The organism is Lawsonibacter asaccharolyticus, from assembly GCF_022453915.1.
Taxonomy (GTDB): Bacteria; Bacillota; Clostridia; order Oscillospirales; family Oscillospiraceae; genus Lawsonibacter; species Lawsonibacter asaccharolyticus.
Genome location: NZ_CP091870.1, coordinates 2,216,037 through 2,227,765, shown reverse-complemented (window position 1 = coordinate 2,227,765; position 11,729 = coordinate 2,216,037). Strand labels below are relative to the sequence as shown.

Genomic DNA, 11,729 nt, shown 5'->3' with positions numbered 1-11,729 from the left:
TTTGGAGGTCGGAGCGGTGCGGAGATCCCTGCTGATTTGCGTACTGATGATGACCCTCTCCCTCTCCGCCTGCGGCGGAGGCGGGGGAGGCAGCGAGGCGGAGGAGCTCGCCCTCACCATCCGGGGGGAGTATCTGGCTATGACGTCCTGCGCGGCCCAGGCCGTGGTGACAGCGGATTATGGCCAGCGGGTCTACCGGTATGAGCTGTCGGCTGCGGTGAACGGGGAGGAAGCCCTCTTCACCCTGACCGCGCCGGAGACGGTGGCCGGCCTGACGGCCCGGATCGAAGAGGATGAGGGCTGGCTGGAGTACGATGGAGCCATCCTGGAGACCGGAGAGCTGGCTCCCGGCGGACTGACCCCCATGGGGGCCATCCCCGCCCTGCTGGAGACCGCTCGGTCCGGCTATCTGGACACCTGTGTCCTGGAGGAGCTGGGGGAAGTCCAGGCCCTGCGGGTGGTGAGCCGGGACCCGGAGGAGAAACAGGGCAGCGGGACGGAGACCACCCTGTGGTTCGACGCCGCCACCCACGCCCTGGTCCGGGGAGAGATCTCCCAGGATGGGGTGTGTGTGCTCCAATGCGAATTTTCTCAATTTACCAAGGAATAGAGGTTTTACCATGACAGAGACCGCGCAAATGAGGACCTGGGCGGAGATATCCCTGGACCGTCTGGCCCATAACTACCAGACTCTGCGGGCCATGCTGGCTCCGGACTGCCGCTTTTTGGGGCTGTGCAAGGCTAACGCCTACGGCCACGGGGCCCTCCAGGTGGGGCGGAAGCTGGAGGCGCTGGGGGCCGATATGCTGGCGGTGGCCTGTGTGGATGAGGCGGCGGAGCTGCGCCGCGGCGGCGTGACCATCCCCATCCTGTGCCTGGGGCAGACGCCGCCCCAGCTGGCCGAGCTGCTGCTGGAGCATGATGTGACCCAGACTGTCTCCGACCTGGAGACCGGCCGGGCCCTGGCCCGCGCGGCACAGGCTGCGGGACGGACGCTGAAGATCCACGTGAAGGTGGACACCGGCATGACCCGGCTGGGCTTTCTCTGGCGGGAGGGGGGTGAGCGGGAGACCGCCACCGCCATTGCGGCGCTGTGCGCCCTGCCCGGCCTGGAGGCGGAGGGGCTGTTTACCCATTTTGCGGACGCCGACGGGAACGAGGAGTATACCATGGGGCAGTTCACCCGTTTCCTGGATGCCAGGCAGGCTCTGGAAGCGCTGGGGGTCCGGTTCAAAATTTGCCATTGTGCTGCCAGCGCGGCCGTGTTAAACTATCCTTGTACTCATATGGATATGGTCCGTCCCGGCATCGCCCTGTACGGCTATTATCCCGCGCCGGGACTGGAGGGACTGGACAGCTCCGGCCTGCTGCCGGTGATGGCGCTGAAGACTCGGGTGGCCGCCGTGCGGGCCGTTCCTGCGGGCACCTGTGTCAGCTACGGCTGCACTGCCCGGCTGGAGCGGGACAGCCGCCTGGCCGTGCTGCCGGTGGGCTATGGGGACGGATATCCCCGCCTGCTCTCCAACCGGATGGAGGTGCTGCTGCGGGGCCGGCGCTGCCCCGTGGTGGGCCGTATCTGCATGGACATGTGCATGGTGGACGTGACAGATGTCCCGGACGCGGTTCCCGGGGACGTGGCGGAGCTCTATGGCCGGGAGGGTCTGCTGGAGCAGGCCGCCGCGCTGGCGGGCACCATCCCCTATGAGCTGCTGTGCAACGTGAACCCCAGGGTCCCCCGGATCTATACGGGCTGGGGGGAGTGACAGGGACCGATCCCAGCTGCCCCGCATAAGATGGTATGGAGCAGCGGGCCGCCGCCCGCCGCCGGGCAGGGGCTGCGGAGTTTTTTCCCTGCATGTATAAACCTTGCCGCCCCGTGGGAAAATCATAATACAGCGTTACATAAAGACCGCTGCCGGTCCGCTGTAACGCCGTATTATCTTCCGGCGGAGTGTGAAATCACGTGGACAACAGTGTAGTCAAACGAGGCGATATTTTCTATGCCGACCTGAGCCCGGTGGTGGGCAGCGAACAGGGGGGCGTGCGCCCGGTGCTGATCGTGCAGAACGACACCGGAAACCGGCACAGCCCTACTGTCATTGCCGCCGCCATCACCTCCCAGACCGGCAAGGCGCGCCTGCCCACCCACATCTCCCTGGCCGCCATGAGCTGCGGCCTGCCCAAGGACTCAGTGGTCCTGCTGGAGCAGATCCGCACCCTGGATAAGCGCCGCCTGCGGGAGCACATGGGCCGGGTGGACGAAACGATGATGAAGCAGGTAGACACGGCCATCGCGGTGAGCTTTGGCCTTCATCCAGACACGATGGTATAAAAGTGCGCCCGTCCCGGAACTCTGGGGCGGCGCGGAACACGAAGGCGTTCCCCCATGGCCCGGCCCCGGCCGGGCTGCGGGGGAGCAGAAAAGGAGTACATAGGATGAAGCAGAACAAGAAATGGAGCATGCGGATCGCCTCCTTCTGCCTGGCCGGTGCCTGCCTCTGCGGCGGAGCGGTCCTGGCGGCGGGGGGAGATGAGTCCGACCCCCTGGTCACCCTCAGCTATCTTACCCAGACAGTCACCCCCAATATCCTCAAGCAGGTGGACGAGCAGGCGGCCAAGCGGCAGAGTGAGCTGCTGGCTCAGCTCAATACCGCCATCGCGGACTATAAGATGGCAGTGGAGGGCGGCGGGGCCTCCGGGGGGACCAGTGCCTCCTACTCCGTGGTCACTCTCACCTCCGGGCAGACACTGGCCCTGGGGGTGGGATGCGAGGTGATGCTGCGGGTGGGCACCGCCACCCTGGCGGCCAACACGGACCCGGGGCTGATCGACGTAAGCACCGGGGGGACGCTGAACAACGGCGGCGCGCTGACCGCCAACCACCTTTACATGGCCACCATCGCGGACCGGACAGTCCAGGCCACCGCCGCCACCGTCAAGCTGCTGGTGCGGGGAGAGTACACCGTCTCCTGAGACTGGAGCACAGACAGAGGGCCCGGCATGTCTCTTTGACATGCCGGGCCCTTTCTGATATGATCGAAGCAGAGAGAACGGAAAGCCCCGGAGATGGGAGAGTCAGAGAGTGGAGGCGCATTTTCCCCGCGGAGGGGGACACCGGTAGAGAGGAGAGAACGTGTCTATGGCTGTTAAAATGCTTCTGATTGCTATATTGATCGCTGTGCTGATGACGCTCTTCAGTGGGATCTACCCGGGCTCTGTCCTGTATGGTTGGCTGGACCAAAACGGTCTGAACTTCGTATGGGCCGGACTGACAGCGGGGATCATAGCCGCCTGCCTGGTCCTGTACCGCCGGAGGAAAAAGTGATCGTATTATGAGTATGAAAGACAAGGCCCCTTTTTATAAAAGGGGCCTTCCATGAAACAAAACTTGGAATTCCTTGCGGAGCACCCCTGTATGGCAGCGAAAGGCCGGACCTCTGCCTGAATGTGAGTGAGCTGCTGGAGCTGATCCAATGACTCCTTGGGAAACCGCATAGCGGCGGCCTCTTTCGCGGATGCCGGACAGCGGTTCCGGGCCGGTCAGGAGGTTGCGCCTTCCTCGTCTTCCTCCTGCACACCGCCCTGGCACACGCCGGCGGAGGAGGCTGGGGAGATGGCGTTCCGGCCGTACTTGGCCCGAATCTGGTCCAGCGTCCGGTCCAGGCGTTCCAGGCGGTCCCGCCTGGGGGCGTCTGCCTGGCCCAGCAGGTCCAACTGGACGCCAGCCTGGTCCTCGGAGATCAGATAGAGGGCGGTCACCGTCAGGGCACGGACGGGACTGTCCATGTTCCAGCAGCCCTCCGCCAGGGAGACGGCGGCCTGGGACAGCTCCCGGGCCAGGCAGGTGGGGGGCTCCAGCCGGCGCTGGCGGCTGATATCCCGGAAATCCGGGTCCCGGATGGCCAGAGAGACGCCGGCAGCCTTCATCCCTGCCCGGCGCAGGCGGACGGCCACCCGGTCGGACAGCATGGCGATGCCGGAGCAGATCTCTTCCCGGCCGGACAGGCTGCGGGGGAAGGTAAGGCCGTTGCCAATGGACTTGGGTGCGTTCTCCTGACAGGCGGAAGAGACGGGACTGCGGTCCAGCCCGTTGGCGTAGGCATGGAGCTGCCTGCCGTGGCGCCCCAGCAGGGAGAACAGGGCTTCCCGGTCAAACCGGGCCAGATCGCCGATGGTCCGCACCCCGAACCGCTTCAGGGTGTCTGCCGCAGCCCGGCCCACATAGAGCAGGTCGGTCACCGGCAGAGGCCAGACCAGGGCACGAAAGTTATCCGGCGAGATCAGGGTGACGGCGTCCGGTTTTTTGTAGTCGCTGCCCAGCTTGGCAAACACCTTGTTGAAGGAGACTCCCACCGAGATGGTCAGGCCCAGCTCCCCCCGCACCCGACGGCGGAGCTGGTGGGCCAGGGCCAGGGGGTCCCCGCCGAAGAGGTGGAGAGAGCCAGTGACGTCCAGCCAGCTCTCGTCGATGCCGAAGGGTTCCACCAGATCGGTGTACTCCTGATAGAGCTGGTTTACCTGGCGGGAGAACTCCCGGTACTTGTCGTGGTGGGCGGGAAGGAGAACCAGCCTGGGACACTTTTTCCGGGCCTGCCAGATGGTCTCCGCGGTCTTGATACCGAAGGCCTTGGCAGGCTCGTTTTTTGCAAGGATGATGCCGTGGCGGCTGGCCGGGTCGCCGCACACCGCCACTGGGAGGTGGCGCAGTTCCGGGTGGTCCAACAGCTCCACCGAGGCGTAAAAGCTGTTCAGATCACAGTGAAAGATGACACGGTCCACCGGGCGCTCCCCCCTTATTAGGATGTCCTTATTATATCCCTTTGGGCCATGGAAGTCAAACCTTTGTTCGATTCCTCTTGACGGAGCGATCTGGATATGCTATGGTGAAAATAGGAAAGGAGGTGGGGAGATGGAGTATCTTCCGGCTAAACATCTGCTCCACCGCAGCCGGGACACCCGGTGGTTCGGGACGGATCACACCATGAATATCTATCGGGGGTGCTGTCACGGGTGCCTGTACTGCGACAGCCGCAGTGCCTGCTATCAAAACCCGGACTTTGATACGGTAAAGGCCAAGGCAGACGCCCTGCGCATCCTGCGGGACGACTTGGCACGGAAGGTCCGGCCCGCCTTCATCGCTACCGGGGCCATGAGCGACCCCTACAACCCCTTTGAGGCGTCCCTCCAGCTGACCCGACACGCCCTGGAGCTGATCGACGCCTACCAGTGCGGGGCGGCCATTGCGACCAAGAGCGACTTGATCGTCCGGGACGGGGACATTTTGGACTCCATCGCCCGGCACTCGCCGGTGATCTGCAAGCTCACCATCACCACCACGGATGACGCCCTGGCGGCCCGGCTGGAGCCCGGGGCGCCCTCCCCCTCCCGGCGGCTGGCCGCTCTCCGGGAGCTGGCGGACCGGGGACTGTTTGCCGGGGTGCTCCTGATGCCAGTACTGCCCTTCCTGGAGGACACGGAAGAGAATGTGCTGGAGGTGGTGGAGCGGGCGGCGGAGGCAGGGGCATCTTTTGTCTACCCAGCCCTCGGCGTGACCATGCGGGAGGGCCAGCGGGAGTATTTCCTACAGGGGCTGGAGGACGCCTTCCCCGGGCAGGGGCTGCGGGCTCGCTACCTCCGGCGGTACGGGGACCGGTATTGGTGCGCCAGCCCCAGGGCCAGACGGCTGTGGGAGGTGTTCTCTCGCAGGTGCGGTCAGTTGGGCATGCGGTACCGTATGGAGCAGATCGTCTCCGCAGCCACCCGGGACTATGGGGACCGGCAGCTGAGCTTTTTTTGACGGAAAATACAGAAAAGGAGCGGGACAGATGAAATATACGGCAGTGGTGCTCTCTGTGGCGGATGTCAAGGCCGCCAGAGGATTTTATGAGGATCTGTTCGGATTGGAGGTCTGCCAGGACTATGGGATCAACGTATCCTTTACCTGCGGGCTCTCCCTCCAGCAGGAGTTTGACTGGCTGGTGGGGCTGCAGAAGGAGCGGATCGGGAAAAAGAGCAACAACATGGAGCTTTGCTTTGAGACGGAGGACCTGGACCATTTTCTGGAGCAGCTGAGACGATACCCCGGGGCAGAGCGCCTGGGGGACGTGGTGGAACACGGCTGGGGACAGCGGGTGGTCCGCTTTTATGATTTGGACGGGCACCTGGTGGAGGTGGGGGAGGACATGGGCATGGTGGTCCGGCGTTTCCTCCGCAGCGGGATGACCATGGAAGAAGTGTCCGACAGGATGGATGTCTCCATGGGGGACCTGGAGAAGCTGCTGGAGAGAGACACCGACGGCCACTCCTGAGCGTTCCGGCCGGAATGAAAAGCCATTGACGAACCGCTGCCTGGGCCTTACAATGGCGGTGCGGGAATAAAAACACATCATGGTTGGTAGTCCATGAGCGGGCCGCGCTCCCGTCAGTAGCCCTCCCTCCCGGGTCGTCCGTTTCCCGACACAAGTGTTTGGGAGGAATCGAATATGGACCGGAACGTGAGCAGCTTTACGGTGTGCTTTCAGCCCCCCTTCTGGGTGGGGATCGCGGAGCGGTGGACGGCGGACGGCTATGAGGCCGCCCGGGTAGTCTTTGGACCAGAGCCCTCCGACGCCCAGATCTACCAGTGGCTGGGGGTGGAGTGGCACAAGCTGCGGTTCAGTCCTGCCGCTCCGGGGAAGCGGGCCAGAGTCCGGCCGGAAAACCCAAAGCGTGTCCGGCGGGAGGCCAGAAAGACCCTGGAGAGCTCCGGAGCTGGCACCAGAGCCCAGCAGGCCCTGGCCAGAGAGCGGGAGCAGGCGGGAGAACGGCTCCGCCGGGAGCGGCGGCAGCGCCGCCTCCAGTCGGAGGAGGAGCGGTTCCGTCTGCGCCAGCAGAAAAAGCGCGAAAAAAAGAGGGGGCGGTGACGCCCCGGGACCGGAGGGCCGCGGGAGATCTCCCGCGGCCCTCCGGCATGAAAATAGGTGAAATGACATATGGGAAGTTTCAATAGACCCATTCGTGTCAATAATACATGTGCAAAATAGACAGGAGTGACGGGAAAATCTTTGTCAGATATGGAGAAGATTTTTTCTCCCTTGAGAGTTTTTGTAGGGATTTGAAGCGGGGCTGGTATCCTGTGCCTATCCGGAGCAGAAAGAAGACGCGCTCCGGCCATTCTAGGAGAGAAAAGGAGACAGAGAGATGACCATTGAACTGAATGTCCTCCAGACGACAGGGCTGGCCATGCTGCTGTTCGTGCTGGGCCGCTTCATCGTGAACCACGTGGGATTCCTGCGGCGCTGCTGCATCCCGGCCCCCGTGGTGGGAGGGCTGATCTTCGCCATTTTCCACCTGGTGGTCCATCAGACGGGACTGCTCACCCTGACCTTTGACGAGACGCTGAAAAATGTGTTTATGATCTGGTTCTTCACCAGTGTAGGGTACGGGGCCAGCTTCAAGGTGCTGCGCAGGGGCGCGGGACCGGTGCTGGTGTTCCTGCTGCTGGCCACCGTCATGATCACGATGCAGAACTTTGTGGGCGTAGGCTTCGCCCAGCTGTTCGGCTTGGATGACCCCCGGCTGGGCCTGTGCATGGGCTCCATTCCCCTGGTGGGCGGCCACGGCACTTCCGGCTCCTTCGGGCCCCAGTTCGAGGCGGCCGGTGTGGCGGGAGCCGAGGTGGTGGCCATCGCCTGCGCTACCTACGGCCTGGTGTCCGGCAGCCTGATGGGCGGCCCCATCGCCCGGGCGAAGATCAAAAAGTATGGTCTGCACTCCTCCGTGAAGGCGGAGGCCGTGGAGACCGTGGAGACGGTGCAGGAGCCCAGCCCGGCCAAGGACCAGGGCGCGGACAGCATCCTGAAGGCATTCATCCTGCTGATCATTGCCGCCGGCATCGGCACCTATATCAATGCCTACTTTGACGGCAAGATCACCCTGCCCACCTATATGGGCGCCATGATCGTGGCGTTGATCATTCGCAATGTCAGCGACTGGCGGAAGATCGAGCTGCCCATGCACGCCATCGACATCAGCGGAAATGTCTGCCTGAATATCTTCCTGGCCATCGCCCTGATGACCCTGAAGCTGTGGGAGCTGGCGGCCTTGGCGGTTCCCATGATCGTCACCCTGCTGGTGCAGACCCTCATCATGTTCCTGTTCGCCTCCTTCATAGTATTCCGGGTCATGGGACGGGACTATGAGGCGGCCTGCATGACCACCGCTTTCTGCGGCTTCGGCATGGGCGCGACCCCCAACGCCATGGCCAACATGCTCAGCGTCACCGGCCAGTATGGCCCCGCGCCCAAGGCGTTCTTCGTGGTGCCCATTGTGGGAGGCATGTTTGTGGACTTCACCAATACCGCCGTCCTCTCCGTGTTCCTGAATTTCCTGCCCAAATGAGGGCAGACCAAAAGCTCCCACCGCCTGCGGGCGGTGGGAGCTTTGCCGCTTTTTCGAGAAAGATGCAGTCTGCCGCGGACAAACCTCACACTGGCAGCCTGAGCAGTGTTTTTCCCGACACGCATGTCGCCGGGGAAAACGGATCAGAACTGAATTCACGCCTGCGGGAGCGAACTCTGCGAGGCTTTTTCTGTGGGAGGCCGACGGCTATGATCTGGGCGGGGGTCAGTCCGGCCCGTTCTGCCGGGCGGCGGCCAGGCGCTCCGCCTCTTTTTTTCGCTTCTTGGCCAGATATCGGTCCTCCTCGCTGAACACACAGCCGCAGTATTTCTGCATATAGAAGCCGTGGTCCCGGGCAAACTGCTGCCCCTCCCGGAAGAGGGGGCGGAAATCCCGGTACAGGAATTCCACGCCGTACTCCCCGCCCATGGCCCGGGCCACGGCGCAGATGGCCTCGTGGTTCTGGTAGGGGCTGATGAGCAGGGAGGTGGTGAAGCTGTCAAAGCCGTGCTCGGCGGCATAGCGGGCGGTCTCCTCCATCCGCACCCGATAGCAGTAGGCGCAGCGGCCGTCGATGTTGTCGGCTACATGCTGGACGAACTGGCGCAGACCGTAGTCATTGACTACCACCAGAGGGAGGGAGATCTCCCTGGCGTAGTCCTCCAGGCAGGTTTTTCGGCTGCGGTACTCGGTATAGGGGTGGATATTGGGATTGTACCAGAAGCCGGCCAGCTCGATGCCCTCCTCCCGCAGGGCGGCGATGGGGCGGTTGGCGCAGGGGGCGCAGCAGATATGCATCAGCGTCTTCATGTCAGTCTCCTTGTTCTGGGTCGAGGATTTGGACGGGGACGCCCTGACGCATGGCGTAGGCCAGGGTCTGGGCGGTTCCGCCCTTGGGCACGCCGTCATAGACCGACAGCACCAGGGCAGAGCGGTCCACCATATAGCGGTTCCGCCGCTGCATACAGAAGCGGTCATAGCGGTGCTGGACCAGAGTCTCGAAGTCGCACTGGTCCAGAATGGCCTGATACCGGTGCCGTTCTGCCTCGGGCCAGGCGTCGGCCTGGCTCTCGCAGGGGCGGGCGGCCTCCAGGGTGACGCCGGAGCGGCACAGGCGCAGGGCCAGCACCGCCTCCGCAAAGTACAGGTCCGTCCCCCGGGCCATGCCGCAGATGAAGTGGCGCATTCCCTGGGCGTAGGCTCCCTCCACCGCCTGGGTCAGACGGCGCTTCAGCGTCAGACAGCGGGGGTCCGACTCCCGGCTGCCCCAGGGCAGCTTGTCCGGGCGGTGCCCGGTGAAGCAGCAGGTGGTGGCGCGGTCCACGGGGCATCCCTCCCAGCAGTTTTTTTCTATTGTAATCTGCGGAGGGGGGATTGTCAACTGAAATAGAAAATTTGTTCGAGGCACTCAGCTGAAAAAGTCCCGCACCGCATCAGCTGCTGCCAGGCCGTTGGAGGCCAGCGCCGGATGCGCCCCATGGTCGAATAGGCACATCCTGGCCTGGGGCAGGATCTCCAGAATATGCTGGTATTCCGCCACCAGATCTTTCCGGCACATGACGTCCTCCCGGCTGCCCATCAGCAGTAGGGGGGCCTGCAGCTCGTCCAGGGGCCTGGAGAAAAGGGGGAGGCCCTCCCGGGCGCACCGGACCAGAGATCGGGTGTCCCGGTCCACCACTTCCTCCCAGTCCGCTCCCTGGCACCACTGGTAAAACTGACGCGCCTGGTGGGATGCTTTGGCTGCGGCCCGCTCCTCCAGCAGCTCCCGGTCAAAGCCGCGGTGAAGGGTGCGGCCATCAAAGCTGTCGGCCACGATCCCCCGCACCAGATCAGGGTGCTCCAGCCCCGCGTTCAGGGCGGCCCAGGCACCGCCGCTGGTCCCCACCAGAAAGACGGGACCAAGGCCCAGGTGCCTGATCAGAGCGGCGGCCTGCCTGCCCTGGTCGATCCAGAGCTGGGGTGGAAGCTCCGGCATCCGCTGAGAGCGCCCGCTGCCCAAAAAATCAAGCAGGATACAGTGAAAGCAGGGGGTATAGAAGGGGAGCAGAAACTGAAACATCTGGGAAGAGGCGGTGTTCCCGTGGAGGAACAGGAGGGGAGGACCTACACCGGAGCAGGTGTAGAAGCAGCGCTTCCCCTGATAGAAAAAATAGGGCAAAGGAAAGCACCTCCTTAATTCGGATCGGAGCAGAGGGGGAAGACGGCGGAAAGGCGCGGCGGTGCGGTCAGCCGCGGCAGCGGGACGAGGCGAAGGCGAGGATCAAAGAGGGAAGGATAGAGGCGATCAAGGGGCCCCATTGGGTGGACCAGGAGGTGAGGGAGAGGGGGACCCAAACGATGCCCAGGCAGATGCAGGCGGCGGAAAATAGGAGCTGCCGCCTCCGAGAGTGGTGCTGGGGGACATAGGGGTACAGATGGAGAGCCCAGGCAACGCCCTGCCAGAGATTATACAGGCCCAGCAGAAAGACAGAGGGGGTGACCACAGGCAGGAGACGGAAGATGCACGCGAGAAAACCAGCCAGAGTGAGGAAGACATAGACACCCCAGTAGATCCATTTTTTCATGCCGCGATCCATGTGAGAGACCTCCTTGTCCGCCCGGTGCCGGATGGCAGACAGCTCATCCGGGCTTTGCCAACAGTATAGCACAGGGACGTCCCGTGTTCCATGCTTTTTCTTGCCGAAATGGCGGGGCGGGGCCCGCGAGAAGAGAAGCGCCGGCGGGCTCAGGCCCGCCGGCGGAGGGATGGGGGAGCGGAGCGCTCAGGGGGCAGCGGGGCCCAGCAGCACCGGCTGGAGCTGGCGGCCCTCCAGGGCGGCCTGGGCGGCATCAGCCACCAGGGAGAAGTCGGCCACCAGGGAGGCGGGCTTCTCCTCCGGGTCGTCCTGCCGGAAGGGGACCAGATAGATGTACTTCCGGGCCATCAGCTGCCCCAGGTTCCGGGCCGAGGCGGCCAGCCCGTCGTTGGTAGAGGGAGCCAGCAGGATGGGGCGGCAGTTGCGCAGGTGGGCCTTGGCGGCCAGGGTGACGGTGGTGTCGGCGATGCCGCAGGCCAGCTTGCCCAGGGTGCTGCCGGTGCAGGGGGCGATGATCAGCAGGTCCAGCAGGCCCTTGGGGCCGATGGGCTCCGCCTCCTTCTGGGTGGCGATCACCCGGTGGTCGCAGATGCGCTCCATCTCCCGCATCAGGTCGTGGGCGGTGCCAAACCGGGTGTCGGTGTCTGCCACCACCTCAGAGACGATGGGGATGACATGGTCATACCGGGCCTTCACCGCCTCCAGGGCCTCCATGGCCCTGTGGTGGGTGCAGAAGGAGCCGCACACCGCGAATCCCACAGTTTTATGTTCCAT

15 protein-coding genes are annotated in these 11,729 nt (G+C 63.9%); 9 read left to right on the top strand and 6 right to left on the bottom strand.

The features are described from left to right. The first annotated feature begins 16 nt into the window (after positions 1–16). From L9O85_RS10645 to L9O85_RS10625, 5 genes are all read left to right on the top strand, one after another. Positions 17–610, top strand: a complete 594-nt coding sequence (locus L9O85_RS10645; protein ID WP_276756754.1) for a hypothetical protein — start codon at positions 17–19, stop codon at positions 608–610. A 10-nt stretch (positions 611–620) separates the two neighbouring features. Then, positions 621–1,763, top strand: a complete 1,143-nt coding sequence (alr, locus tag L9O85_RS10640; protein WP_301578580.1) for an alanine racemase — start codon at positions 621–623, stop codon at positions 1,761–1,763. Between the two features lie 200 nt (positions 1,764–1,963). Next, positions 1,964–2,332 (top strand): type II toxin-antitoxin system PemK/MazF family toxin, encoded by a 369-nt coding sequence (locus L9O85_RS10635; protein ID WP_050623800.1) that lies wholly within the window; start codon positions 1,964–1,966, stop codon positions 2,330–2,332. Positions 2,333–2,436: 104 nt separating this feature from the next. Then, positions 2,437–2,973 (top strand): hypothetical protein, encoded by a 537-nt coding sequence (locus L9O85_RS10630; protein ID WP_108980783.1) that lies wholly within the window; start codon positions 2,437–2,439, stop codon positions 2,971–2,973. 166 nt (positions 2,974–3,139) lie between these two features. Next, a complete protein-coding gene (locus tag L9O85_RS10625) occupies positions 3,140–3,325 on the top strand; it encodes an LPXTG cell wall anchor domain-containing protein (RefSeq protein ID WP_108980784.1) in 186 nt (61 codons plus the stop codon). A 215-nt stretch (positions 3,326–3,540) separates the two neighbouring features. On the opposite strand, the gene dinB is transcribed toward L9O85_RS10625, so the two are convergent. Then, entirely contained in the window at positions 3,541–4,779 is a 1,239-nt protein-coding gene (gene dinB / locus L9O85_RS10620; protein WP_108980785.1) for a DNA polymerase IV, read from the bottom strand. A gap of 130 nt (positions 4,780–4,909) precedes the next feature. Here dinB and L9O85_RS10615 point away from each other — a divergent pair, with 130 nt between their 5' ends. The 4 genes from L9O85_RS10615 (at position 4,910) to gltS (ending at position 8,379) form a co-directional block, all read left to right on the top strand. Then, a complete protein-coding gene (locus L9O85_RS10615; RefSeq protein ID WP_301578579.1) occupies positions 4,910–5,797 on the top strand; it encodes an SPL family radical SAM protein in 888 nt (295 codons plus the stop codon). A gap of 28 nt (positions 5,798–5,825) precedes the next feature. Then, positions 5,826–6,308, top strand: coding sequence for a VOC family protein (locus tag L9O85_RS10610; RefSeq protein ID WP_301578578.1), 483 nt, complete (start codon positions 5,826–5,828; stop codon positions 6,306–6,308). A 174-nt stretch (positions 6,309–6,482) separates the two neighbouring features. After that, entirely contained in the window at positions 6,483–6,902 is a 420-nt protein-coding gene (locus L9O85_RS10605) for a YjdF family protein (RefSeq protein ID WP_301578577.1), read from the top strand. A gap of 277 nt (positions 6,903–7,179) precedes the next feature. After that, entirely contained in the window at positions 7,180–8,379 is a 1,200-nt protein-coding gene (gene gltS / locus L9O85_RS10600) for a sodium/glutamate symporter (RefSeq protein ID WP_050623807.1), read from the top strand. Between the two features lie 225 nt (positions 8,380–8,604). Here the strand turns inward: gltS and L9O85_RS10595 are convergent, their stop codons facing one another. From L9O85_RS10595 to L9O85_RS10575, 5 genes are all read right to left on the bottom strand, one after another. Beyond that, a complete protein-coding gene (locus L9O85_RS10595) occupies positions 8,605–9,189 on the bottom strand; it encodes an epoxyqueuosine reductase QueH (protein ID WP_108980790.1) in 585 nt (194 codons plus the stop codon). 1 nt (position 9,190) lies between these two features. Next, positions 9,191–9,703 carry an SLOG family protein gene (locus L9O85_RS10590; RefSeq protein WP_276756749.1) on the bottom strand — a complete coding sequence of 171 codons (513 nt, stop codon included), beginning with the start codon at positions 9,701–9,703 and terminating at the stop codon, positions 9,191–9,193. An 84-nt stretch (positions 9,704–9,787) separates the two neighbouring features. Beyond that, complete coding sequence (locus tag L9O85_RS10585) at positions 9,788–10,537, bottom strand: alpha/beta fold hydrolase (RefSeq protein ID WP_301578576.1); 750 nt, start codon at positions 10,535–10,537, stop codon at positions 9,788–9,790. A gap of 67 nt (positions 10,538–10,604) precedes the next feature. Next, positions 10,605–10,955 carry a hypothetical protein gene (locus L9O85_RS10580; protein WP_276756747.1) on the bottom strand — a complete coding sequence of 117 codons (351 nt, stop codon included), beginning with the start codon at positions 10,953–10,955 and terminating at the stop codon, positions 10,605–10,607. A 186-nt stretch (positions 10,956–11,141) separates the two neighbouring features. Continuing rightward, on the bottom strand, positions 11,142–11,729 hold the full coding sequence (locus tag L9O85_RS10575) for a dipicolinate synthase subunit B (protein ID WP_276756746.1): 588 nt from the start codon (positions 11,727–11,729) through the stop codon (positions 11,142–11,144).